This window comes from Streptomyces sp. CCM_MD2014 (assembly GCF_000772045.1).
In the GTDB taxonomy this organism is placed as follows: Bacteria; Actinomycetota; Actinomycetes; order Streptomycetales; family Streptomycetaceae; genus Streptomyces; species Streptomyces salinarius.
The window spans coordinates 5,087,360-5,111,376 of the sequence record NZ_CP009754.1; the positions used below are offsets into that span (position 1 = coordinate 5,087,360).

Sequence of the window (24,017 nt, forward strand, 5' to 3'; positions counted from 1 at the left end):
CCGGGGCTACAGCGGCTTCTCGTACCAGGCCACGTCCCAGTACCGGCCGAACTTGCGGCCCACCTCCCGGTACGTGCCGACGTGCCGGAAGCCGAAGCGGGCGTGCAGCCGCCCCGACGCCTCGTTGGGCTGGGCGATGCCCGCGTAGGCCCGGTGCAGGTCCTCGCCGGCCAGGGCGTCGAAGAGGGCGGCGTAGAGGAGCGAGCCGATGCCGCGGCCGCCCGCCCCCGGGGCGACGTAGACCGTGGTCTCCACCGAGGTCGCGTAGGCGGGCTTCGCGCGGTAGGGGCCGGAGGTGGCGTACCCCAGGATCTCCTGTGAGTCCGCGTTCACGGCAACCCTCAGGCGGTGGGGGCCGTCTTCAGGGTGGGAGAGCAGCCAAGGGCGGCGCTCTTCCGGGGTGAACGGCTCGGTGTCGAACGTGATGGGCGTCTCACGTACGTAGTGGTTGTAGAGGTCGGTGAGTGCCTTGAGGTCCTCCTCGACTCCCGGTCTGACCTGGACCTCAGCGGTTCCCGGCAGCATCGCCCCTCCTCGTGTGGCGGCATAGGGTACTGCATGATCAGAAAAATCGAGGGGCGGGTTGGGAATTCTGTCCGGATTCCAGTCGTTGTTTCCATCGGATGCAGGGCACCCGAGGAGAGTCCCGAGAGGGGCCGAAGGCAACGGAGACAACCCCGCAAGGCGCCCGAGCGTCCACCGGACCACCCGCTGAACCACCATCGCAAGGGAGCACGCATGGCAACCCGTGCCGTCGCCCGTCGTAAGTCCGCCACCGGCGAGACCTCCGGCTCGGCAACCAGCGTCCGCGCGAACGGCGGCGAGCTCGCCGACCGCGATCTGGTCGGCATGTACCTCGACGAGATCGCCCGGACACCGCTGCTCGACGCCGCCAAGGAGGTCGAGCTGTCCCAGACCATCGAGGCGGGTGTGTTCGCGCGGCAGGTCCTCGAAGGGTACGAGGAGACCGGAGCGGACGCCACCCGTGAGGAACTCCAGGCCCTGATCGACGAGGGCGAGCGGGCGAAGGACGTCTTCATCCGCTCCAACCTCCGCCTGGTCGTCGCGGTCGCCCGCCGCTACCCGCGCAGCGGTCTGCCGCTCCTCGACCTGATCCAGGAGGGCAACGCCGGCCTGGTCCGCGCCGTCGAGAAGTTCGACTACCGCAAGGGCTTCAAGTTCTCGACGTACGCGACCTGGTGGATCCGCCAGGCCATCACCCGCTCCATCGCCGACCAGTCGCGCACCATCCGGCTGCCCGTCCACCTGGTGGAGGAGCTGGGCCGGATCCGGCGCGTGCAGCGCGAGTTCAACCGCGAGCACGGCCGCGAGCCGGAGCCCGCCGAGATCGCGGCCGAGCTGGGCTCCACGCCGGAGCGCGTCACCGACGTGCTCGACTGGGCCCGCGACCCGGTGTCGCTGAACATGTCGGTGGACGACGAGGGCGAGACCCAGTTCGGCGACCTGCTGGAGGACACCTCCGCCGTCTCGCCCGAGCAGTCGGTGCTGACCCTGCTGCGCAGCGAGGAGCTGGACGACCTCATCGGCCGCCTCGACCCGCGCACGGCCTCCATCATCAAGATGAGGTACGGCATCGACGACGGCCGCGAGCGCACGCTGACCGAGGTCGGCAAGGAGCACGGCCTCACCCGTGAGCGCATCCGCCAGATCGAGAAGCACGCGCTGCTGGAGCTGAAGAAGCTGGCCCGCGACACCGGCTTCGAGGCGGCCGCGTGACGCCGCCGCAGGCGACGGCCGGGCCCTGCGGCCCGGCCGCCCCGTGACGCGGGGGCGTGACGTGGCGGGTGGGGCGTACGCCGGGTGCTGAACCCGGCGCAAACATGGCCGTACAACGCTGCTTCAACCCGCCGGGGCCGGGAAAGAGACGTTCAAGCCCGTCGGATCGGCCCCCTCGTCGGGCGGTTCCGCCGGCCCCTCCGGCCGCCCGTTCGTCCGGCCACCGACGACGGCTCGCGCCGCGCCCCCGGCGGAGCACAACAGGACCACGTCCCGACGCACTCCCCCCGGCGCCGGGACTTCCCGAGCCGGGCTCGGCGCCTCTCCCCCCGGGGCGCCGCAGCCCGGCTCCTTCCACGGCGGGAGGCCGGCCGGCAGCGAGTCGGACCGGTGAGACGGCGTGACGGTGCGTCGGTTTTCGGTTTTCGGTTTCAGAGAAGCGGGAGAGGCGGGGCACCCCGAACCTGAACCCCGGGGTGGCCCGCCGAATGGCAGATTCTGCCACAGCGGCATAGCCTGCCGAAGTGAGCACCACCGTCTCCCCGTCGTTTCCCGGCCCGCCTCCGGGACCGTCCGCATCCTCCGGGCCGTTCACCGGCCCGTTCTCCCGCCCGGCCTCCCTGACCGAGCGGCGCAAAGCCGAGACCCGGATGGAGATCGCCCGGGCGGCGGCCCGCCTCTTCGCGGACCAGGGCCTGCGGGCCACCCGCGCCGAGGACATCGCCAGGGCCGCGGGAGTCGCCCCGCGCACCTTCTACCGCTACTTCGCGGCGAAGGAGGAGGCCGTCGCCCCCCTCTACGCCCTCGGCGCCGAGCGCTGGGTGCGGGCGGTGCGCGAGGCCCCGCCCGAACTGTCCCCGCCCGAGGCCCTCGAACACGCCGTGCGGCACACGCTGACCCCGGGCGCGGGCGTATCGGCGCCCTCCTGGGAGTGGGCCCGCGTCCTCATCCGCCTGGCGGGGAGCAGTCCGGCGCTGCGCAAGGTGTGGGCGGAGGTCTGCCACGCCACGGAGCGGGAGCTGGTGGAGGCGCTGGCCGCGCGGATGTCCGGCGGTGACGACAACGTTGCCGCACGACGGGCGGCCGCTCCCCGGCTGCACTTCGCCGCCGCCGTGGCGGGCGCGGCCGTGCGGGTCGCGACGGAGCACTGGGCGTCGTCGTCCTCCCGTGACGTGCGCGGCCCCCTGGAGCAGGCGCTGCTGAACCTGGAGGCGCTGCGGGACTTCGCCTGGGAGGACGGCCCCGCGGAACCGGCCTGACGCACCTGACGCACCTGTCGGGGAGGGCGTCTCGGTCGTCTCAGCCGGCCCCCGCCGCCCGTCCCAGCCGCGCCCCCATTTCCCGTACGCAGTCCACCAGTTCCGCCGGTTCCCGGACCCGGAACTCCAGGCCCGTGGTCGCCAGCCGTGCCGCGGTCCACTCCACCGGGCCGGACACGGTCGCCCGCACCACGCACGAGGCGCAGCCGTCCACCGGCTCGGGCGCACCCATCCACGGCGGCAGCAGCGGGGCGACGGCCTCGGCCGGTGCGTGGAAGACGACGGCGATCTCGTAGGAGTCGTTGCGCCGGCGCATCGAGCGCCGCAGGTACTCGGCCGCGTCCCCGGTCGGCAGCTCCCGCGGAGCGAACCGCGCCCCCGTGGCGAAGGGCTCGCTCACCCGGTCGACCCGGAAGGTCCGCCAGTCGTCCCGGTCGATGTCGTAGGCGACCAGGTACCAGCGCCGCCCCGTCGACACCAGCCGGTACGGCTCCGTCACGCGCCGCGTCTTGGTGCCGTCGGCCGCGCGGTAGGCGAACCTCAGCCGCTCGTGCCCGGCCACCGTCGAGGCCATGACGGTCAGCGTCTCGGGCGCGATGCTCGGCCCGTCCCCGCTGGTCAGGGGCGTGGTCGCGGACTGGAGCGTGGTGACCCGGTGCCGCAGCCGGGACGGCAGCACCTGCTCCAGTTTGGCCAGGGCCCGCACCGACGCCTCGTCCAGGCCCGCGACCGCGTGCCCGGCGCCCGCCCGCAGCCCGACCGCGATGGCCACCGCCTCCTCGTCGTCGAGCACGAGCGGCGGCATCGCCTTGCCCGCCACCAGCCGGTAGCCGCCGTCGGCGCCCATGGTCGCCTGCACCGGGTAGCCCAGCTCCCGCAGGCGGTCGATGTCCCGCCGGATGGTCCGCCGGGAGACCCCGAGCCGGTCGGCCAGCTCGCCGCCGGGCCATTCGCGGGGCGTCTGGAGGAGGGAGAGGAGGGTCAGCAGCCGGGCCGGGGTGTCCGTCGTCATGCGTTCGAGGATGCCGCAGATCTAGGACACGAACCGTCCTACTAGCTACGTACGTTCCTCCTCATGACCACCACGCACACCCCGGATCCGACGCCGGTCCCGTCCGCCGCGACCGACGCACCCCGCTCGCCTGCCGAGCCCGCCGGGTCCGCCGGACCTACCGAACCCGCCAAGTCCGCCGAGCAGCCCGGCGCGGGCGACCGGCGCCGCTGGTTCGCGCTCGCGATCGTGATGACCGCGGCGTTCATGGACCTGGTGGACGTCACCATCGTCAACATCGCCATCCCCTCGATCCAGAAGGACGAGGGCGCCTCCTTCAGCCAGGTCCAGTGGATCACCGCCGGGTACGCCCTCGCCTTCGCGGCCGGACTGATCACCGGCGGCCGGCTCGGCGACATCCACGGCCGCAAGCGGATCTTCCTCGTCGGCATCGGCGGCTTCACCCTCGCCTCGGCGCTGTGCGGCCTCGCCGCGAACCCGGAGATGCTGGTCGCCTCCCGCATCCTCCAGGGCGGCATGGCGGCGCTGATGGTGCCGCAGGTGCTGTCGATCGTGCACGCCACCTTCCCGGCGCACGAACGCGGCAAGGTCTTCGGGCTGTTCGGTGCGATCGTCGGACTCGGTGCCGTCTCCGGGCCGCTGCTGGGCGCCCTGCTCACCGAGTGGAACCTCTTCGGACTCGAGTGGCGGCCCATCTTCCTCATCAACCTGCCGGTCGGCATCGCGGGCCTGGTCCTCGGCAGCCTCTTCATCACGGAGTCGAAGGCGCCGCGGGCCCTGCGGCTCGACCTGGTCGGGGTCGCGCTGGTCACCCTCGGACTGCTGATGCTGATCTACCCCCTCACCCGGGGCGAGGAGCTGGGCTGGCCGCTGTGGGGGCACCTCTCGATGGCCGGGTCGGTCGTGGTCCTCGCGGTCCTGGTCGCCTACGAGCGGCGCAAGAGCGCGCGGGACGGCTCGCCGCTGGTGGAGCTGTCGCTGTTCAGGGTGAAGAGCTTCGCGGCCGGGATCGCCGTGCAGACCGTCTTCGGGGTCGCCCTCGGCATCTTCTTCCTGGTGTGGACGCTGTACCTGCAGTACGGGCTCGGCTGGACCCCGCTGCGGGCCGGCCTGACGGGCGTGCCGTTCTCGATCGCCGTGTCCGCCGCCGCCGGGATCTCGGTGCAGAAGCTGGTCCCGCGCTTCGGGCGCAAGGTGCTGCAGGCGGGAGCGCTGGTGATGGCGGCCGGAGTGCTCCTCTACATCTGGGAGTCCGGGCGCTACGGGCTCGTGATCACGTCCTGGCAGATGGCGCTGCCGCTGGTCGTGATGGGCGTCGGCATGGGCCTGATCGTCGCGCCGCTGACCGACGCGGTGCTCTCCCAGGTGCCGCGCGAGCACGCCGGGGCGGCGTCGGGGCTCATCAACACGGTGCAGCAGATGGGCAACGCGCTGGGTCTCGGGCTGGTGTCGGTGGTCTTCTTCGGCACGATGAGCGACCACCTCACCCCCGCCCGCCTCGGTCCGGCCTACGTGGACGCCTTCCAGAACGCGCTGGGCTGGGTGGCCGCGGTGCTGGCCGGGATCTTCCTGCTGATGTTCGCCCTGCCCGGACGGCCGGCCCAGCACGTGGAAGGGGACCACACGGAGGACCGGGCGGAGGAGAAGGAGGCCGCACTGGTCTGAGACCGGAGCCGGCGAGAGGCTGGTCCGGCATCTCCGTGCCGGACCAGCCTCTCGCTCTGTCCCGATGCCCGTTCGTGTCTGTTTACGTCTGAGTGCTTCCGCTTGGTTGTTTACATTCCGGACAACCGGGCGTAGCCTCCGAGGGAAACCACAGGTTCGGGCACGGTCGGAGGTGAACGGTCATGTACGCACCGGAGCGTCAGCAGGAGATCCTCCGGCTGGCCCGGGACGGCGGCCGGGTGGACGTGGTGTCGCTGGCCGAGGAGTTCCAGGTGACGGCGGAGACCATCCGCCGCGACCTCAAGGCCCTCGACCGCGCCGGTCTGCTCCGCCGGGTGCACGGCGGCGCCATCCCCGCCGGACGGCTCGACTTCGAACCGGACCTCGCCGAACGCGAGTCCACGGCCGCCGACGAGAAGGACCGCATCGCCAAGGCGGCCCTGGCGCAACTGCCGGTCGAGGGCACGATGATCCTCGACGCCGGTTCCACGGTGGCCCGCATGGCCGCGGCGATCCCGCCGGAGACCTCGCTGACGGTGGTCACCCACAGCCTGCCCATCGCGGCCCGCCTCGCCGACCACCCCGGCATCCAGCTCCACCTCGTCGGGGGTCGCGTCCGGCACCGTACGCGTGCCGCCGTCGACGCCTGGGCGCTGCGCGCGTACGGCGAGATCCGCGCCGACGTGGCCGTGGTGGCGGCCAACGGGTTCTCCGTGGAGCACGGCCTGACCACCCCCGACCTCGCCGAGGCGGCGGTCAAGCGGGCCGCCCTGACCGCCGCCCGGCGTGTGGTGCTGCTCGCCGACTCCTCCAAGTACGCCCAGGAGCACTTCGCCCGCTTCGGCGCCCTGAGCGACGTGGACCTGCTCATCACCGACAACGGACTGACCCCCGAGGACGCCGGCGACATCGAGCGCGCCGGCACGGAAGTAGTACGCGCATGATCCTGACCGTCACCCCGAACCCGTCGCTGGACCGCACCTACGAGGTGCCGTCCCTCGACCGCGGCGAGGTCGTCCGCGCCACGGGCGAACGCGTCGACCCGGGCGGCAAGGGTGTGAACGTCTCGCGCGCGGTGACCGCCGCCGGGCAGCGCACCGTCGCGGTGCTGCCGCTGGGCGGGGCACCGGGCGCCCTCGTCGCCGACCTGCTCGACGCGCAGGGCATCGAGGTCGCGGCGGTCCCGATCACCGGGCCCACCCGGTCCAACATCGCGCTCGCCGAGGCCGACGGCGTCCTCACGAAGATCAACGCGCCGGGCCCCGAACTCTCCCCGGCGGAGAGGGAACTGCTCCTGGAGACCGTACGGCGCCAGTCGCCCGGCGCGGACTGGATCGCCTGCTGCGGCAGCCTGCCCCGTGGACTGGCCCCGTCCTGGTACGCCGACCTGGTCGCCCGTGCGCACGCCGCCGGGGTCCGGATCGCCCTGGACACCTCCGGTCCGGCTCTGCTGCGGGCGCTGCGCGAGCGGCCCGACGTGGTCAAGCCGAACGCCGGGGAACTGGCCGAGGCCGTCGGCCGTCCCCTGGCCACGGTCGGTGACGCCGTGAAGGCCGCCGAGGAACTGCGGGAGCTGGGTGCCAGGTCCGTGCTCGCCAGCCTCGGCGCCGACGGGCAGCTGCTCGTGGACGACGCGGGCACCTGGTACGGCACCGCCCGCGTGGACGCCGTACGCAGCAACGTCGGTGCCGGGGACTCCTCCCTCGCCGGGTTCCTGATCGCCGGCGGGACCGGTCCCGGCGCCCTCGCCTCCGCCGTGGCGCACGGCGCCGCCGCCGTCCAGCTGCCCGGCAGCGTGATGCCGACGCCGCACGACCTGGACCCGGCCGCCGTGACCGTCACGGCCGAGGTGCCCGTGGACCGCGTACTGGGGGAGCCGGTGCCGTGACGTCCCACGTGAACCTCCCCGGGGCCGTCCGCCCCGCTTACGGCTCCCTTTCCGGGGCCGTCCGCCCCGCTCACGGTCCCCTTTCCGGGGCCGTCCGCCCCGTTCACGGCCCCCTCGGCCCCCTTCCCGGGGCCGTCCGCCCCGCTTACGGCTCCCTTTCCGGGGCCGTCCGCCCCGCTTACGGCTCCCTTTCCGGGGCCGTCCGCCCCGCTTACGGCCCCCTCCCCAGGGCCGTCCCCAGCCCCCACCGCTGTGCCCCCGTCCCCCTCCCTCTCCCCGCCCCCGCCCCTCACCCCACGTTCCGGGCGATACGCGAGCTAAGGAGCCCGCGATGAGCGACATGATCACCGCGGACCTGGTCGACCTCGACCTGTCCGCCGACACCAAGGAAGCGGCGGCGCGCGCCCTCGCGGAACGGATGGTGGCCCTGGGCCGGGTGACCGACCTGGAGGGCTTCCTCGCCGACGTGGCCGCCCGCGAGGCGCAGATGCCGACCGGCCTCGACGGCGGCATCGGCATCCCGCACTGCCGCAGCGCACACGTCACCGAGCCGACGCTCGCCTTCGGGCGCAGCGCGGGCGGCATCGACTTCGGGGCGGCGGACGGTCCGGCCGACCTGATCTTCCTGATCGCCGCTCCGGCGGGTGCCGACGACGCCCACCTGACGATCCTCTCGTCGCTGGCCCGGCAGCTGATGAACGCCGAGTTCACCACCGCGCTGCGCTCGGTGGGCGACGCGGCCGGCGCCGCCGCGCTGATCCGCGGGGAGGAGCCGGCTTCGGCCGGGGACACCCCCGAGGACGTCATGGAGGGGACCAGGGACACCGGGGCGGTCTCGGCGGCGGCCTCCGCCGAGACCGCCCCGGGCAGCACCGGCCGGGAATCCGGCGGGCCCGAGCGCCCCTTCCGGATCGTCGCCGTCACCTCCTGTCCCACCGGCATCGCGCACACCTACATGGCGGCCGAGTCCCTGGAGAACGCGGGCCGCGAGGCGGGCGTCGACGTCGTCGTCGAGACCCAGGGGTCGGCCGGCTTCACCCGGCTCGACCCGGCGGTGATCGCGGCGGCGGACGGCGTGATCCTCGCCCACGACGTCGCCGTACGCGAGAAGGACCGCTTCGCCGGGAAACCCACCGTCGACACCGGTGTCAAGGCGGCCATCAACCGGCCCGGCGAGCTGATCGGCGAGGTCCGCGACAAGGCGGCCCGCGGCGAGGTCACCTCCGCGTCCCCGGGTGCGACGCCCGTCGAGCGCGGCGGAGAGACCGGCGAGGGGTACGGCACCAAGCTTCGCAAGTGGCTGATGTCCGGCGTCAGTTACATGGTGCCGTTCGTCGCCGCGGGCGGCCTGCTGATCGCCCTGGGCTTCGCGATCGGCGGCTACGAGATCAACAAGGCGCCCTCCGTGATGGACCACTTCGTGTGGACCCAGGCGGACAGCTGGGGCGCGCTGCTGTTCCAGATCGGCGGCGTGGCCTTCGCCTTCCTCGTCCCGGTGCTGGCCGGTTACATCGCCTACGGCATGGCCGACCGGCCGGGACTCGTCCCCGGCTTCGTCGGCGGCTCGATCGCGCTCACCGTCAACGCAGGCTTCCTCGGCGGTCTGGCGGCCGGTCTGATCTCCGGCGCCGTGGTGCTGGCGATCCAGCGGGTGCCGATACCGAAGGCGTTGCGCGGCATCATGCCGGTGGTGGTGATCCCGCTCATCTCGGCGGCGGTCGTCGGGTTCCTGATGTTCGTCGTGATCGGCAAGCCCATCGCCTCCGCCCAGTCGGGCATGACCGACTGGCTCAACGGACTGTCCGGCGCCAACGCGGTCCTGCTCGGCGCGCTGCTCGGCCTGATGATGTGCTTCGACCTCGGCGGCCCGGTCAACAAGGTCGCCTACACCTTCGCCACCGCGGGCATCGCGGTCGCCAGCCCCAGCGACTCGGCGATGAAGATCATGGCCGCGGTCATGGCGGCCGGCATGGTCCCGCCGCTGGCGATGGCCCTGGCCACCACCGTGCGCGGCCGGCTCTTCAACGCCGCCGAGCGCGAGAACGGCAAGGCCGCCTGGGTCCTGGGCGCCTCCTTCATCTCCGAGGGCGCGATCCCGTTCGCCGCGGCCGACCCGCTGCGCGTCATCCCCGCCTCGATGGCGGGCGGCGCGGTCACCGGCGCCCTGTCGATGGCCTTCGGCGCGACGCTGCGCGCCCCGCACGGCGGCATCTTCGTGGTCCCGCTGATCGGCAACCCGCTGCTCTACCTGGTGGCCATCGCGGCCGGTGTCTGTGTCACCGCGGCATTGGTGATCGTCCTCAAGGGGCTGCGCAAGCCGGTGCCCGGAGCGGCGGCCCAGGGACCGGACGGCACGGACCCGTCGGCCCCGGCGACGGGGGAGAAGCAGCCGGTGGCCGCGTAGGGCGGGTCACGACGGGCCCGGCGGGAGCGGGGCGCGCTACGGGGAGACCTGTGCCGCGCGCCGCTCCATCGCCCTGCGGGCCGTCTCCTCGCTGTCGTACACCTCGCACATGTGCCGCCCGTCCGGCGTGGCCGTGTGCTCGACCTCCCACAGGGAGACCTCCACGCCGTCGCGCAGCAGGAACGCGTGCTCGTAGAGCGAGAAGCCGATCCGGGCACGGCCCGCGCGGCCGGGGCCGCCGAAGGCCTGGGTGATCTGGTGCCCGCACGCCGTCGACAGCCGGTCGGCGAGGTCGGCGCCGGGACGGTCCGCGTTCTCCGCGCGGCGCAGCAGCCGACGGGCGTGGTCCGCCGAGGCGTCGGGGACGTACGCGTGGCGCGGGGTGGGGACGGGCGACAGCTGCACCTGCACCGGCAGTTCGAAGTCGGGGGCGTCGGGCGGCAGCGCCAGCCGGGATCCGGCGGCGCGCAGCTCCTCCTCGTCCACGTAGACCTCGTGCTGCGGCTCGCTGCCCGGGGCGGTGTTGTGCACCAGCTCCCAGAGGGTGAGCGCCGAGCCGTCGGCGAGCAGCCAGGTGTGGCGGTACGTCTCGCGGTGCAGCCCCGCGCTGTGGTGCGCGGAGTGCAGTGAACCGTCGTGCGCCAGCGCGCAGTCCAGCCGCCGCAGGATCTCGTCGGGCAGCTCGAAAGAGTTCAGGGCGCGTCCGAGCAGCCGCATGAGGTGCTCCTCCGGAGACTCGGGCGACTCGGGTGGTTCGTACGCTGGCGTCTCGTACGGAACGCTCAAGGTTTCTCCCGGCGTTGCTGCATGTCACCTTGTGGGTGCATACCGTAGCCCCTCGGTCGGACATCATGTCCGGGAACCGAGAAAACGTACGCACGAAATACGCGGGGGTCGCGCGAAAAGTTCCCGCGCGACCCGACGAACCGTCAAAACTTGCTGCTCACAGCCCGGTCAGGCGGTGCTTTGGGCGGTCCACTCGCTCCAGGGCATGTTCCAGCCGTTGAGGCCGTTGTCCGGCGCGATGGTGTCGTCCGGGGAGTTCTTGACGACCACGACGTCCCCGACGAGCGAGTGGTCGTAGAACCACTTGCCCGGGGTGTCGCCCTGCGCGCCCCGCACGTCCGCCAGCCCGACGCAGCCGTGGCTGGTGCCCTGGGCGCCGAAGGGCGGATTGCCGCGGCTGTACCAGTAGTTGCCGTGGATGAAGGTGCCCGACCGGCTCAGCCGCATCGCGTGGGGCACGTCCGGGATGTCGTACTCGCCGCCGAACCCGACCGTCGACCCGTTCATGCGGGTCTGTTCGGACTTCTCCGAGATCACCATCTGCCCGTTGTACGTCGGGTTCGCGGCGCTGCCCGCCGAGATCGGGACCGACTTGAGCGTCTTGCCGTCGCGCACCACCGTCATGGTCTGCGTGTTCGCGTCCACCGTGGAGACCTGCGCGCGGCCCACGGTGAAGCTGACGGTCTTCTTCTGCACGCCGTAGAGGCCGTTCGCGCCCTCCACCCCGTCCAGGTCGATCTTCATCGTGACCTTGGAACCGGCCTTCCAGTACTCCTGGGGCCGGAAGTCGAGCCGCTGTGCGCCGAACCAGTGCCCGACCACCTCCTGTCCGCTGCTGGAGGTGACCGTGATGTGCGACTGCACGCTCTTCCGGTCGGTGATCGCCTTGTCGAACGTGAACGACACCGGCATCCCCACCCCGACCGTGCTGCCGCCGTCCGGGGTGTACGTGCCGACGAAGCTGTGGTCCGGGGAGACGGTCGTGAACACCGAGTCGGCGGCGGCCGTGCGGCCGTTCGCGTCCTTCGCCCGCGCCGTGATCCGGTACTTCGTGCCCCGCTCCAGCTGCTCCTTCGGCTTCCAGCTGCCGCCGTCGCCGGACACCGCGCCCGGCACGGCGGCACCCGTCTCCGCGACGGTCATCGTCACGTCGGTCAGCCTGCCGTCGCTGACCTTCACACCGGTGGAGTTGACCGAAGCGCCGGTCGACCCGTCCTCGGCCGAGATCACGAGCTTGGCGACCGAGGCGCCGGCGGCTCCGGCGCCGCCCTTGCCGTCCTTCTCGTCGTCGGCACTGGCGCTTCCGCCGCAGGCGGTGAGGGTGAGGGCGCCGACCACCAGGGCGGCACAGGCCCCCAGTACGCGCCGCGTGGCTATGTCCGGCGTTGTCACGGGCTGCTCCAGGTTCGGGTGTTGTGCGCTGTTCGCTTCAGCCGTCTAGAGGGGCCCGGCGGTCCGCGGGGTTCCCGCGGACAGCCGGGGGCGCCGACGCGTGACAAAACCCGGACAATCGCAACGCGGCCGGGTCAACCGGCCCTGGAAACCCGCCCGTACAGGTCCTCGTACGCCGGCCAGGACCCGCCCGGGCCGTCCACCGGCTCGGCGGCCCGGACGGCGCGCACGATCGCGCGGGTCACCACGTCGGCGCCCGCCGCCAGCACCTCGTTCAGCGCGAGCGGCTGTCCGGCCTCGAGCGGGCGCTCCCCGGTGGCCAGGGCGAACACCGTGTCGCCGTCGCTGAGCAGGTGCACCGGCCGTACGGCCCGCGCGATGCCGTCGTGCGCGGTGCCGGCCAGCTTCTGCGCCTGCGCCTTGGACAGGTCGGCGTCGGTGGCGACCACGGCGAGCGTGGTGTTCAGCGGGGGTGGAGCGTTCCTCGCCGCGACCCCGGCCAGGCGACGCCCCGCGGCCTCGTGCACGTCCGGTGCCGGGTACTCCACCCGCCCGCCCCGGAACAACTCCCCGTACAGCACCCCCGTCTCCGGGTCCGTCACCGACCCCGCCGCGTTGGCCACCACCAGCGCCGCCACCGTGATCCCCGAGTCGAGCAGGGTGCTCGCGGTGCCCACCCCGCCCTTCAGCGTGCCGACCACGGCACCGGTGCCCGCCCCGACACACCCCTCGGCCACCCCGGCACCCGGCGTGCTCGCGTGGGCCGCCTCCGCGGCCGCGTAACCGGTGGCGGCGTCCGGCCGGACCCGGAAGTCGCCCCCGCGCCCCAGGTCGAAGACGCAGGCCGCGGGCACCACCGGCACCACATGAGCCGGGTCCGGACCGACCCGCACTCCGCGCCCCCGCTCCTCCAGCCAGGCCATCACCCCCGAGGCCGCGTCGAGCCCGTAGGCGCTGCCACCGGTCAGCACCACCGCATGCACCCTCTGCACCAGGTTGCGCGGATCGAGGGCGTCGGTCTCCTTGGTGCCGGGGCCGCCGCCGCGCACGTCCACACCGGCGACCGCCCCGCCCTCCGGCGCGAGCACCACCGTCGTCCCCGTCAGCCACCCGTTCCCGGTACGCGTCGCGTGCCCCACCCGAAGACCGGCGACGTCCGTCACTGCGTCAACTGTCATACGGCCAGTCTCATCCAGCCGTCGGCCACGGAACCGCAGCCGTCGTCGGCGCGGTGCCGGACCGGTGGCCGGCACCGCCGGGGAACCGGGGCTCAGGCGGCCGGTGCCGCCGTCCTCCGCTCCCGCCCGGTGCGCCGCGCGGTCAGCGTCACCCCGGCCGCCACGGCCAGCGTCAGCACGATCCCCGCCGCCAGTACCGCCTCGCCCCCCAGGAAGGTGCAGGCGAGCACCAGCAGCGCGGCCACCGGCAGCACGAGCTGCTCGGCGATGCCCACCTTGAAATACCGTGCGTGCAGCCCCCACACCGTGAGCAGGAAGACCGCCGTCGGCAGGGTCACCGCGAGGGACGCGGCGAGCGTCGAGACATGCGCCTTGCCCACGGCGTGTTCCACCGCCACCTCCAGCCCCGCCCCGATCGCCGCCGCCGACGCGAACACCAGGTAGTGGCCGTAGCCCCAGAGGAAGGACTGTCTGTTGGACCGCAGGCGGCTGTGGACGGGGACCACGAAGTAGATCCACCAGGCCGCGAAGACGATCAGCAGTCCACCGGCCGCGATCGGGAGGACCTCGCCCAGCGCGTCGTTCTCCTCGATGCCCGACTTCACCGCGACCGTGGCCGCCGCGACGGTCTCGCCGAGCACGATGATCGTGAGCAGCCCGTACCGCTCGGAGATGTGGTGCGGATGCCAGGACGACGGATGCTTGCGCTCGGCGAACGCCGGCACGCACAGCTCCAGCACCACCATCACCAGGAACAACCAGCCCCGGCCGCCCTCCGGCACGATCAGCAGCCCCAGCCAGCCGATCTGGCAGAGCAGCACGCCGGCCGCGTATCTCCGGGCCATGGTGCTCTCCGGCGGTGCCGCCGACCGGCCCGCCCTGAGCCACTGCGCCACCATGGCCATCCGCATGATCACGTAGCCGATGACGACGGCCGCCCAGTCGTGGTCCTCGAAGGCCCGGGAGACCCCGGCCGCCAGGACCAGCACACCGGCGATCTGGACGAGCGTGACCACCCGGTAGAGGACGTCGTCGTTGTCGTACGCCGAGGCGAACCAGGTGAAGTTCATCCACGCCCACCAGATGGCGAAGAAGACCATCGCGTAGTTGAGGACACCCTGGCCGGCGTGCCCCTCGGCGACGGAGTGCACCAGCTGTACGCCGGCCTGGGCGATGGCGACGACGAAGCACAGGTCGAAGAGGAGCTCGAGCGGCGTGGCGACGCGGTGCTCCTCGTGCCGGTGGCGTGCTCTCAGGCGGCGCACCGGAGGGTGATCGTCGGGGGGCGGTCCGGCGGGCGGGGTCGCGGAGGGGGAAGGGGGACTGGACATCATGGCTCCCAGCACAGCAGAGACGGCGTGGATGTGCTTGCGGACCGCCCGCCCGCCGGGGTGAACGGGGCGCGGGAGACGGCGTCCACGGCGTGAGCCGTACCCTGGAGCCATGAGTACCACCCCCGACCCCGAGCCCCGCGCGCCCAGGCCCGCGCTGGTCTTCGACGACCCGCTGGACCAGCAGACCTCGGACGACACCGACCGCGGCTGGGGAGAGCGGCCCGAGGGCGACGGCGCGGCCGACCTGAAGCGCTTCCTCGACGAGAAGCCGCCCCACCACCTCTGAAGCCTCCCTCACCGGAGGGAGCCGGGTTCCGGGCGCCGGCCGGACCGCGTGGCCGCGGTCTAGGAGCGGTCCTGCCCCGAACCGCCGCGCTGGGCGAGCAGCGCGTCGCGGATTTCCTTGAGCACCTCCAGTTCGGAGACCTCGATGACCTCCTCGGTGCTCTCCTTCGCCTTGCGACGGGCCTCCTGCCGGGCCAGGTACTTCGACATGGGCAGCACCATGAGGAAGTAGACGACGGCCGCGGTGATCAGGAACGTGAGGGTCGCGCCCAGCACGTGGCCCCACAGGATCCGCACGCCCGTCGCGCTGTCGCCGGTCCCGGTGCACGGGCCCTTCAGGCAGGAGCTGTAACCGTCCAGGCTCTGCGTGCCGAACGCCCCGACCAGGGGGTTGATGACCCCCTCCACCACCGAGTTGACGATCTTGGTGAAGGCGGCGCCGATGACGACCGCCACCGCCAGGTCGATGACGTTGCCGCGCATCAGGAAGGCCTTGAAGCCCTGCCAGACGCTCGGCTCCTTCTTGTCGCTCACGGTGGGAGCACTCCTTGCTTGAACAGGTGCAGGAACCAAACGTTCCGAAACCTACGGCAGCGTTGGCCCATCCTGTCCAATCCGTTCCCTCGATCGGGCGACTTGACGGGTTCAGCACAGGGTCACCGCCAGCCGTGCCGTGGTAGCGGCGCCGACCAGTCGGTGTGCGGTGGCGCGCGGCACCGAGACCACCACCAGCGCCCCGCCCGCCGAGGGATCCTCCACGGGCTCGGGCACCTTCGCCACCCGCACACCACGGGCGAGTACGGAGGCGTCGCCGGCACCGCCGTCCCCGGTCGCGACGACGTCGACGCGGTCGCCCGGCCGCAGCAGCCGCACCGTGGCCGCGTCGGCGATCCGGACCGGCGCCGCCACGAGCCGGGTGCCCTGCCGCTGCTCGCCCGCCGGCTCGGCCACCGGATGCCCGCGTGCCCCCCGCGTTTCCTGCCCTCCGGTCCCGGGATGCGGGCCCGCGGCCACCAGCGCCGCCGCGGTGACGGCGAGCCCGACGGCGAGGGCGCGTCGCCGGTGGCGCACGAGCCGGTGCAGCCGCCCGCGTCCCCCGCGCACCCGCACCGGGGCGAAGTGCGGCACCTCACAGGTGGGCGGCGCGTCGGTGCCGGCCGGGAGCGGGGAGGGACACGAGTCGGCGAAGGGAGGCGGGAGAAGCGGGGGAGGCGAAGACGGCAGGGAAGGAGAGGACAGGGAAGGAGAGAGCGGGGAGGGAGAGGGCAGGGAGGGACGGAACACGGTGACCACCACCTGTGACGAGGGACCGGCTTGCGCTCCCACGTTGAGGCTTTTCACCGAGTCCCGCCGACGCCCGTGGACCGCCGCCCGGTTGTGGACAACTCCCTCACCGGAACGGGTTGTTCCAGCGCTTCGGCCCCCGGCCGCACCCCCTACGGCAGCGCGATCCCCGGATCCATCCCGCCCAGCGCCGCCCCGCACGGGCAGTCCCGTTCCCCCGTAGCCGGCAGCGCGGCCACCGCGTCGAACAGGACGCCCCGCAGCCGGTCCACGTTGGCCGCGAAGACCCGCAGCACCTCCTCGTGCGAGACACCCTCGCCGCTCTCCGCGCCGGCGTCGAGGTCGGTCACCAGGGTCAGCGAGGTGTAGCAGAGCTCCAGTTCCCGGGCGAGTGCCGCCTCGGGGTGGCCGGTCATGCCCACCACCGACCAGCCCTGCGCCCGGTGCCACAGGGATTCCGCGCGGGTTCCGAAGCGCGGCCCCTCGACCACGACCAGGGTGCCGCCGTCCACCGGTTCCCAGTCCCGCCCCCGGGCCGCCTTCAGCGCGGCGGCCCGTCCGGTGGGGCAGTACGGGTCGGCCAGCGAGACGTGCACCACGTTGGGGACGGTCCCGTCGGGCGTCGGCTGCCCGTCGAAGTAGGTCGACGCTCGGGACCGCGTACGGTCGACGAACTGGTCCGGCACCAGCAGCGTGCCCGGCCCGTACTCGGGGCGCAGGCCGCCGACCGCGCACGGCCCGAAGACCTGGCGGGCGCCCACCGCGCGCAGCGCCCACAGGTTGGCGCGGTAGTTGATCCGGTGGGGCGGCAGATGGTGGCCGCGACCGTGCCGGGGGAGGAAGGCGACGCGCCGGCCGGCGACCTCGCCGAGGAAGAGTGAGTCGCTGGGCGGCCCGTACGGGGTGTCCACCCGGACCTCGGTCACGTCGTCGAGGAACGAGTAGAACCCGGAGCCGCCGATCACGCCGATCTCGGCCCGCGCGTTCTCGGCCTGCCCGTTCGCGGTCCGCACGTTCTCGGCCTTCACCTTGTTCGCCATGCCCGCACCCTAACCGCCGCGGGCAACGCCGAGGACCCCGTCGCCGGAGGACGACAGGGTCCCGTAAGAACCGGCCCCGCGCGGCGGGAAGCCGGAGGTGACGGACCTAGGCGGCGGTGCTGCCCGCGGAGGAGCTGCTGCCCGAGCCCGACGACGAGCCGGAGCCCGAGGAGGACGAGGACGACGAGCCCGAGTCCGAGGAGGACGAAGAAGAGGCCGAGGACGACGCCTTCGACGACGAGGCGGGCGAGCTGCTCGACGAGCTGCCGCGGCTGTCGTTGCGGTAGAAGCCGGAGCCCTTGAAGACGATGCCGACGGCCGAGAACACCTTCTTCAGGCGTCCCTGGCAGTTCGGGCACTCGGTGAGGGCGTCGTCGGTGAACTTCTGCACCGCCTCGAGGCCCTCGCCGCACTCGGTGCACTGGTACTGGTACGTCGGCACTGTCTTCCTCCTGGCACTCTCACTCGATGAGTGCTAACGACGGTCCATAGTGACGTATTCCGAGGGATCAGTCCACTGTGGCGGGCGCGCGGTGACCGACACCACGTGCGACCGTACGGCCGTGGGACCGCGTCGCCAGCCGCGAGCGCAGCGTCACCAGGACCGCCAGCGCGAGGACCGTACCGCCCATCGGCACCAGGAACCCGGCGCCGTCCCAAAAGCGGTCCTCAAGCTGCCCGGCGACGGTCACGGCCGCCGCCTGGCCCAGCGCGACGGCGCCGGTCAGCCAGGTGAAGGCCTCGGTGCGGGCGCCCGCCGGGACCAGCCCCTCGACCAGGGTGTACCCGGTGACGATGGCGGGCGCGATGCACATGCCGACCAGCAGGCCGAGGCCGGCCAGCACGAGCACCGAGTGCGCGGCCCACAGGCCGGACGCGGTCAGCGCGAGGGCGGTGTAGCCGACGAGGAGGCGCTGCTGCGGGGCCACCTTCCAGGCGATGGCGCCGCAGGCCAGACCGGAGATCATGTTGCCCGCGGCGAAGACGCCGTACAGGACGCCGTTCAGGCCCGGCTCGCCGATCGACTCCGTGAACGCGGCCAGCGAGACCTGCATGCCGCCGAAGACGGAACCGATGCCCAGGAAGACCACGACGAGGACCCGCACGCCGGGGACCCGCAGCGCGGAAACGTGCTCCACGCGTGCGTGCTCGCCGCCGGAACCGTCGGCGCCACCGGAGCCACCGACAACGGGCTGAGTGCTCTTCTGCGCGGCGAACAGCAGACCGCCCACCAGGGTGAGCGCGGCCTCCGTGACCAGGCCCGCGGCGGGGTCGACGGACGTGCACAGGGCGGTCGCCAGCAGGGGGCCGAGGACGAAGGTCAGCTCGTCGGTGACGGACTCGAAGGCGGCCGCCGTGCTCATCAGGGGTGAGTCCTTGAGCTTCACGGCCCAGCGCGCCCGCACCATCGGCCCGACCTGCGGCACCGAGGCGCCGGTCGGCACGGCCGCCAGAAACAGCGCCCACAGGGGCGCGTCCGCCAGCGCGAGGAAGGTCAGGGTCAGCCCGGCCGCCGCGTGCACGAGCACGCCGGGCAGCAGGACGGTGCGCTGTCCGTAGCGGTCGGCGAGCCGTCCGCTGTAGGGCGCGAACAGGGCCATGGAGACGCCGGTGACGGCCGCGGCGGCGCCGGCGACGCCGTAGGAGCCGGTGGTGTGCTGCACCAGCAGCACGATGGAGAGGGTCAGCATCGCGAACGGCTGGCGTGCCGCGAAGCCGGGGAGCAGGAACGTCCAGGCGCCGCGGGTGCGCAGCAGCTGCCCGTATCCCGGGCGGGTGACCGTGGATGCCACGGCCCGTGCCTTTCTGCCGCCTGGTAGCGCGGTCCCGCCGCCTCGTGGTGGTCGTCGTGCGGGAGCGCCGAGAGCTGTCCACTCGCGCGGACTGCGGTAGATGCCGGAGCCCGCGTGGATGAGGGGGCGATCCGACCGCCATACGGTCGCGCCAGCTCTGCTTCAGGCAGAGGTGGTTCGATCAGGTGCGGCCTTCATCGTACAGGGGACGGGAGGGGTGCGGCCTGTGAAAGGGGGCACCCCTCCCATGCTCACCTGCGATTGCGGCGGGTGGTGTCCTCGGCTCCGCCGGTGCCCAGCCAGCCGGCCAGCTTGCCGCCGTGGCCGACCGCGCGCAGCCGCGCCTCGGCGGCGTCCCGGACGGGGTCGGTGGCGACCACCAGGAGTTCGTCCCCGCGGCGCAGCCCCGTGGTCGGCAGCGGCACGAAGGACGTGCCGTCGCGGACGACCAGCGTGACGGCGGACCCGGTGGGCAGCCGCAGCTCGTTGACCTCGACGCCGTGCATCTTCGAACCCTCGGGAATCGTCACCGACAGCAGGTGCCCGCGCAGCCGCTCCAGGGGCGCCGACTCGATGCCGAGGTCGGCCGCCTCGTCGCCCTTGCCCAGGCGCAGCTTGCGGGCCAGCCACGGCAGCGTCGGCCCCTGGACCAGGGTGTAGACGACGACCAGCACGAAGACGATGTTGAAGATGCGGTGACTGCCCGCGACGCCCTCGACCATGGGAATCGTCGCCAGGATGATGGGCACCGCGCCGCGCAGCCCCGCCCACGACATCAGGGCCTGCTCCTGCCACGGCACCCGGAAGGGCACCAGGCACAGCACGACGCTCAGCGGCCGCGCGACCATGGTGAGCACGAGGCCGATCACGAGCGCGGGCAGGATGTCGTCGCCCAGTTCGTGTGGGGTGACCAGCAGTCCGAGCAGGACGAACATGCCGATCTGGGCGAGCCAGCCGAGCCCGTCGGCGAAGCCCCGGGTGGCGGGCCAGTGCGGCAGCCGCGCGTTGCCCATGACCATGGAGGCGAGGTAGACGGCCAGGAAGCCGCTGCCGTGGGCGATGGCGCCGGCCGCGTAGGCCGCGATGGCGATCGACATGACGGCGATGGGGTAGAGGCCGGAGGCGGGCAGCGCCACGTGCTTCAGTCCCCAGGAGCCGAGCCAGCCGACCGCGAGCCCGATGGCCGCGCCGATGGCCAGCTCCAGGGCGATCTCGCCGATCAGCACGTACCAGTGCTCGATCGGTCCCGCCGTGGAGAAGGCGACCACGAGGATGACCACCGGGGCGTCGTTGAAGCCGGACTCGGCCTCCAGCGTGCCCGTTATCCGCTTGGGCAGCGGAATCCGGCGCAGCACGGAGAAGACGGCCGCGGCGTCCGTGGAGGAGACCACGGCCCCGATGATCAGCGCCTGCCGCCACTCCAGCCCCGTCAGGTAGTGCGCGCCCGTCGCGGTCACGCCGACGCTCACCGCGACTCCGGCCAGGGCCAGCGCGGAGGCGGCCGGGAGGGCCGGTTTCGCCTCCTTCCACTTCGTGCCGAGGCCGCCCTCGGCCAGGATCACGACCAGGGCCCCGTAGCCGATGACCTGGACCAGTTCGGCGTCGTCGAACTTGATGTCGCCGATGCCGTCCTGGCCCATGGCGATGCCGATGGCCAGGTAGACGAGCAGGCTGGGGAGCCCGCTGCGCGAGGAGATCCGGACCGCCGCCACGGCGATGAGGAGGACGAGCGAGCAGACGAGCAGGAGCTGGTTGAGGTGGTGGACAGTCAGCGGCCGTTCCCTTCCCTGGCGCACAGCACGGATCACAGCGTGGGCGAACGCGCCCGCGTTGTGCGCGAGGCGCACCCCCATGGCACACGAATCCGCCGTACTGCGCGGGCAACTACTTCGTTACCTTACCTAACTCTTGACGCTTTCTTGACGCTCGGCTTGGCAAGATCGAACGCCCGTGCGCCCCTGTACCCGACTCCGCGTCAAGGCGGAGCCGGGCCTGCGCCTACAGTTGCTCCAGCGCTCGGCGCTCAGCGCTCAGCCTCCGTACGAAGCACAGCCCGCCCCTGCCGCTCGTGTTAGGACAGCAAGGACAGCGATGCCCCCCACCACCACCGCCACCCCGGGTCAGCAGTCCGGCACGTCCGGCAGGAAGAAGGGGAAGGGGCGCAAGGGCCGCCTGCTCGTCCTCGTGCTGGTCCTGGCCCTCATCGGCGGCCTCGCCTACGGGGCGTACTGGTCGATCAGCACCGTCCGCGCCTCCTTCCCGCAGACCAAGGGCTCGATCACGCTCGACGGCCTGTCGGGCCCGGTCGACGTCAAGCGCGACGGGTACGGCATCCCGCAGATCTACGCCTCCACCGACGAGGACCTGTTCATGGCGCAGGGCTACGTCCAGGCGCAGGACCGGTTCTACGAGATGGACGTCCGCCGGCACATGACCGCCGGGCGTCTGTCGGAGATGTTCGGCAAGAGCCAGATCGACAACGACGAGTTCCTGCGCACCCTGGGCTGGCACCGGGTGGCGAAGAAGGAGTACGACGAGAAGCTGTCGGACTCCACCAAGAAGTACCTCCAGGCGTACTCCAAGGGCGTCAACGCCTACCTGAAGGGCAAGGAGGGCGCGGACATCTCCCTGGAGTACGCGGCCCTCGGCTTCACCAACGACTACAAGCCCCAGGAGTGGACCCCGGTCGACTCGGTGGCCTGGCTCAAGGCGATGGCCTGGGACCTGCGCGGCAACATGCAGGACGAGGTCGACCGCGCCCTGATGACCAGCCGCCTGGGCCCCAAGCAGATCGCCGACCTCTACCCGGCCTACCCGTACGACCGCAACAAGGCGATCGTCCAGGAGGGCCAGTACGACGAGCTCACCCAGACCTTCGACGGCGGCGACGGCGGCTCGTCGGGCAGCGGTGACGGCGACGGCACGGGAACCGGGACGGGAACCGGCACAGGCACCGGAACCGGGACGGGCACGGGAACCGGCACAGGCACCGGAACCGGTGCCGGCAGCGCTCTCCAGGGACAACTGGCCGGGCTCCAGGAGGTCCTGGACGACGTCCCCACCGCCGTCGGCGTGAACGGCAACGGCATCGGCTCCAACTCCTGGGTCGTCTCCGGCAAGCACACCATCACCGGCAAGCCGCTGCTGGCCAACGACCCGCACCTGTCGCCGTCCCTGCCGTCCGTCTGGTACCAGATGGGCCTGCACTGCCGCACCGTCTCCGCCAAGTGCCAGTACGACGTGGCCGGCTACACCTTCGCGGGCATGCCCGGCGTGGTCATCGGCCACAACCAGGAGATCGCCTGGGGCCTGACCAACTCCGGCGCCGACGTCACCGACCTCTACCTGGAGAAGATCACCGGCGAGGGCTACCAGTACGACGGCAAGGTGGTCCCCTTCGAGACCCGCGAGGAGACCATCAAGGTCGCCGGCGGCGACGCCAAGAAGATCGTCGTCCGCGAGACCAACAACGGCCCCCTGCTCTCCGACCGCGACGACGAGCTGGTGAAGACCGGCAAGAAGGCCACCGTCGACAGCTCCGCCCCCGACCGCGGTGACGGATACGGCGTGGCCCTGCGCTGGACCGCGCTGGAGGCGGGCACCACCATGGACGCCGTCTTCGCGATCGACCGGGCGCAGAACTGGGACGACTTCCGCGAGGCCGCCACCCTGTTCGACGTGCCCTCGCAGAACCTGGTCTACGCCGACAGCGAGCACATCGGCTACACGCTGCCGGGCCGGATCCCGGTGCGCGCCAAGGGCCACGACGGCTCGGTCCCGGCGCCGGGCTGGAGCTCCAAGTACCGCTGGACCGGCGAGTACATCGACCAGGACGAGCTGCCCTACGAGTACGACCCGGAGCGCGGCTACATCGTGACCGCCAACCAGGCCGTCGTCGACGAGGACTACCCGTACACGCTCACCACGGACTGGGGCTACGGCGCCCGCAGCCAGCGCATCACCTCCCTGATCGAGCAGAAGATCAAGGACGGCGGCAAGATCTCCACCGACGACATGCGGCAGATGCAGCTGGACAACAGCAGCGAGATGGCCAAGCTGCTCGTGCCCCAGCTGCTGAAGATCGACATCGACGACAAGGACGTCCGCGAGGCGCAGAAGCTGCTGGAGGGCTGGGACTACACCCAGGACGCCGACTCGGCCGCCGCCGCCTACTTCAACGCCGTCTGGCGCAACATCCTCAAGCTCGCCTTCGGCAACAAGCTGCCCAAGGAGCTGCGGGTCGAGGGCCAGTGCCTGTGGGTCGACCCGGTCAACACCACCGGCCCCGCGGACGAGACCAACAAGGTCCGCGAGTGCGGTCAGCGCGACCCCGGCCAGGCCCAGCCCGACGGCGGCGACCGCTGGTTCGAGGTCGTGCGCAACCTGATGGACAAGCCGAAGAGCGACTGGTGGACGACGCCCGCCAACGGAACCCGCAAGGGCGCCGACCACAACCGCGACGACCTGTTCAAGCGCGCCATGATCGACGCCCGCTGGGAGCTGACCGCCAAGCTCGGCAAGGACATCGACACCTGGAACTGGGGCCGGCTGCACCGCCTGTTCCTGAAGAACCAGACCCTGGGCAAGGAGGGCCCCGGCTTCCTGAAGTACGCGCTCAACCGCGGCCCCTGGAAGCTCAGCGGCGGCGAGGCCGCGGTCAACGCCTCCGGCTGGAACGCGGCCGGCGGCTACGGGGTGATCTGGGTGCCGTCCATGCGCATGGTGGTCAACCTCGGCGACCTCGACAAGTCCCGCTGGATCAACCTCACCGGCGCCTCCGGACACGCCTACAGCGCGCACTACACCGACCAGACCGACAAGTGGGCCGAAGGCGAACTGCTGCCGTGGTCCTTCTCGAAGAAGGCCGTCGACGAGAGCACGAGCGACACCCTGGTGCTCAAGCCGTAACCCGGCGTCCGCGCCCGTCGCACGAGAACGGCCTCCACACGCGCGTGGAGGC

The 24,017-nt window shown here is 72.3% G+C and carries 20 protein-coding genes; 8 read left to right on the top strand and 12 right to left on the bottom strand.

All coding sequences use genetic code 11. From position 1 onward, the window contains the following. Window positions 1-6: 6 nt before the first annotated feature. Entirely contained in the window at window positions 7-522 is a 516-nt protein-coding gene (locus NI25_RS22795; RefSeq protein ID WP_107072090.1) for a GNAT family N-acetyltransferase, read from the bottom strand. Between the two features lie 216 nt (window positions 523-738). On the opposite strand from NI25_RS22795, the gene NI25_RS22800 reads away from it, so the two are divergent. Continuing rightward, window positions 739-1,737, top strand: a complete 999-nt coding sequence (locus NI25_RS22800; RefSeq protein WP_030190975.1) for a sigma-70 family RNA polymerase sigma factor — start codon at window positions 739-741, stop codon at window positions 1,735-1,737. A 650-nt stretch (window positions 1,738-2,387) separates the two neighbouring features. Continuing rightward, on the top strand, window positions 2,388-2,996 hold the full coding sequence (locus NI25_RS22805) for a TetR/AcrR family transcriptional regulator (protein WP_267485069.1): 609 nt from the start codon (window positions 2,388-2,390) through the stop codon (window positions 2,994-2,996). A 40-nt stretch (window positions 2,997-3,036) separates the two neighbouring features. On the opposite strand, the gene NI25_RS22810 is transcribed toward NI25_RS22805, so the two are convergent. After that, window positions 3,037-4,008, bottom strand: a complete 972-nt coding sequence (locus tag NI25_RS22810; RefSeq protein WP_061444218.1) for a helix-turn-helix transcriptional regulator — start codon at window positions 4,006-4,008, stop codon at window positions 3,037-3,039. Between the two features lie 63 nt (window positions 4,009-4,071). On the opposite strand from NI25_RS22810, the gene NI25_RS22815 reads away from it, so the two are divergent. From NI25_RS22815 to NI25_RS22830, 4 genes are all read left to right on the top strand, one after another. Further along, a complete protein-coding gene (locus NI25_RS22815; RefSeq protein WP_061444219.1) occupies window positions 4,072-5,673 on the top strand; it encodes an MFS transporter in 1,602 nt (533 codons plus the stop codon). Between the two features lie 182 nt (window positions 5,674-5,855). Beyond that, window positions 5,856-6,617 (top strand): DeoR/GlpR family DNA-binding transcription regulator, encoded by a 762-nt coding sequence (locus NI25_RS22820; RefSeq protein ID WP_061444220.1) that lies wholly within the window; start codon window positions 5,856-5,858, stop codon window positions 6,615-6,617. Beyond that, window positions 6,614-7,561, top strand: coding sequence for a 1-phosphofructokinase (gene pfkB, locus NI25_RS22825; protein ID WP_061444221.1), 948 nt, complete (start codon window positions 6,614-6,616; stop codon window positions 7,559-7,561). The genes NI25_RS22820 and pfkB overlap by 4 nt, the downstream gene beginning before the upstream one ends. 331 nt (window positions 7,562-7,892) lie before the next feature. After that, the gene (locus NI25_RS22830) at window positions 7,893-9,965 is read left to right on the top strand and encodes a PTS fructose transporter subunit IIABC (RefSeq protein ID WP_061444222.1); all 2,073 of its coding nucleotides are present in this window, start codon (window positions 7,893-7,895) and stop codon (window positions 9,963-9,965) included. Window positions 9,966-10,001: 36 nt separating this feature from the next. Here the strand turns inward: NI25_RS22830 and NI25_RS22835 are convergent, their stop codons facing one another. The 4 genes from NI25_RS22835 to NI25_RS22850 all read right to left on the bottom strand — a co-directional run bounded on the left by NI25_RS22835 (window position 10,002) and on the right by NI25_RS22850 (window position 14,652). Further along, window positions 10,002-10,751 carry a DUF6227 family protein gene (locus NI25_RS22835; RefSeq protein WP_061444223.1) on the bottom strand — a complete coding sequence of 250 codons (750 nt, stop codon included), beginning with the start codon at window positions 10,749-10,751 and terminating at the stop codon, window positions 10,002-10,004. 168 nt (window positions 10,752-10,919) lie between these two features. Then, window positions 10,920-12,143: a L,D-transpeptidase gene (locus tag NI25_RS22840; protein ID WP_061444224.1), complete on the bottom strand. Its 1,224-nt coding sequence runs from the start codon at window positions 12,141-12,143 to the stop codon at window positions 10,920-10,922. Between the two features lie 134 nt (window positions 12,144-12,277). After that, window positions 12,278-13,321 carry a P1 family peptidase gene (locus tag NI25_RS22845; RefSeq protein WP_061444225.1) on the bottom strand — a complete coding sequence of 348 codons (1,044 nt, stop codon included), beginning with the start codon at window positions 13,319-13,321 and terminating at the stop codon, window positions 12,278-12,280. Between the two features lie 92 nt (window positions 13,322-13,413). Next, window positions 13,414-14,652, bottom strand: coding sequence for a low temperature requirement protein A (locus NI25_RS22850; protein WP_061444226.1), 1,239 nt, complete (start codon window positions 14,650-14,652; stop codon window positions 13,414-13,416). 112 nt (window positions 14,653-14,764) lie between these two features. On the opposite strand from NI25_RS22850, the gene NI25_RS38755 reads away from it, so the two are divergent. Then, window positions 14,765-14,941, top strand: coding sequence for a hypothetical protein (locus NI25_RS38755; protein ID WP_061444227.1), 177 nt, complete (start codon window positions 14,765-14,767; stop codon window positions 14,939-14,941). 59 nt (window positions 14,942-15,000) lie between these two features. Here the strand turns inward: NI25_RS38755 and mscL are convergent, their stop codons facing one another. The 6 genes from mscL to NI25_RS22880 form a co-directional block, all read right to left on the bottom strand. Beyond that, window positions 15,001-15,474, bottom strand: a complete 474-nt coding sequence (mscL, locus tag NI25_RS22860) for a large conductance mechanosensitive channel protein MscL (protein WP_061444228.1) — start codon at window positions 15,472-15,474, stop codon at window positions 15,001-15,003. A 111-nt stretch (window positions 15,475-15,585) separates the two neighbouring features. Then, a complete protein-coding gene (locus NI25_RS22865) occupies window positions 15,586-16,068 on the bottom strand; it encodes a hypothetical protein (protein WP_061444229.1) in 483 nt (160 codons plus the stop codon). 308 nt (window positions 16,069-16,376) lie between these two features. Further along, window positions 16,377-17,264 carry an S-methyl-5'-thioadenosine phosphorylase gene (locus NI25_RS22870; protein WP_061444230.1) on the bottom strand — a complete coding sequence of 296 codons (888 nt, stop codon included), beginning with the start codon at window positions 17,262-17,264 and terminating at the stop codon, window positions 16,377-16,379. Window positions 17,265-17,370: 106 nt separating this feature from the next. Continuing rightward, window positions 17,371-17,706: an FmdB family zinc ribbon protein gene (locus tag NI25_RS37835; RefSeq protein ID WP_078884706.1), complete on the bottom strand. Its 336-nt coding sequence runs from the start codon at window positions 17,704-17,706 to the stop codon at window positions 17,371-17,373. Window positions 17,707-17,773: 67 nt separating this feature from the next. Then, the gene (locus tag NI25_RS22875) at window positions 17,774-19,057 is read right to left on the bottom strand and encodes an MFS transporter (RefSeq protein WP_061444231.1); all 1,284 of its coding nucleotides are present in this window, start codon (window positions 19,055-19,057) and stop codon (window positions 17,774-17,776) included. 251 nt (window positions 19,058-19,308) lie between these two features. Next, on the bottom strand, window positions 19,309-20,910 hold the full coding sequence (locus NI25_RS22880; protein ID WP_233520766.1) for a potassium/proton antiporter: 1,602 nt from the start codon (window positions 20,908-20,910) through the stop codon (window positions 19,309-19,311). Between the two features lie 238 nt (window positions 20,911-21,148). On the opposite strand from NI25_RS22880, the gene NI25_RS22885 reads away from it, so the two are divergent. Beyond that, entirely contained in the window at window positions 21,149-23,965 is a 2,817-nt protein-coding gene (locus tag NI25_RS22885) for a penicillin acylase family protein (protein WP_061444232.1), read from the top strand. The last annotated feature ends 52 nt before the right edge of the window (window positions 23,966-24,017 follow it).

Coding starts and splice junctions, on each gene's coding strand:
- NI25_RS22800 (WP_030190975.1), top strand. CDS start 739: ATGGCAACCCGTGCCGTCGCCCGTCGTAAGTCCGCCACCGGCGAGACC.
- NI25_RS22805 (WP_267485069.1), top strand. CDS start 2,388: ATGGAGATCGCCCGGGCGGCGGCCCGCCTCTTCGCGGACCAGGGCCTG.
- NI25_RS22810 (WP_061444218.1), bottom strand. CDS start 4,008: ATGACGACGGACACCCCGGCCCGGCTGCTGACCCTCCTCTCCCTCCTC.
- NI25_RS22815 (WP_061444219.1), top strand. CDS start 4,072: ATGACCACCACGCACACCCCGGATCCGACGCCGGTCCCGTCCGCCGCG.
- NI25_RS22820 (WP_061444220.1), top strand. CDS start 5,856: ATGTACGCACCGGAGCGTCAGCAGGAGATCCTCCGGCTGGCCCGGGAC.
- pfkB (WP_061444221.1), top strand. CDS start 6,614: ATGATCCTGACCGTCACCCCGAACCCGTCGCTGGACCGCACCTACGAG.
- NI25_RS22830 (WP_061444222.1), top strand. CDS start 7,893: ATGAGCGACATGATCACCGCGGACCTGGTCGACCTCGACCTGTCCGCC.
- NI25_RS22845 (WP_061444225.1), bottom strand. CDS start 13,321: ATGACAGTTGACGCAGTGACGGACGTCGCCGGTCTTCGGGTGGGGCAC.
- NI25_RS22850 (WP_061444226.1), bottom strand. CDS start 14,652: ATGTCCAGTCCCCCTTCCCCCTCCGCGACCCCGCCCGCCGGACCGCCC.
- NI25_RS38755 (WP_061444227.1), top strand. CDS start 14,765: ATGAGTACCACCCCCGACCCCGAGCCCCGCGCGCCCAGGCCCGCGCTG.
- NI25_RS22870 (WP_061444230.1), bottom strand. CDS start 17,264: ATGGCGAACAAGGTGAAGGCCGAGAACGTGCGGACCGCGAACGGGCAG.
- NI25_RS22880 (WP_233520766.1), bottom strand. CDS start 20,910: ATGGGGGTGCGCCTCGCGCACAACGCGGGCGCGTTCGCCCACGCTGTG.
- NI25_RS22885 (WP_061444232.1), top strand. CDS start 21,149: ATGCCCCCCACCACCACCGCCACCCCGGGTCAGCAGTCCGGCACGTCC.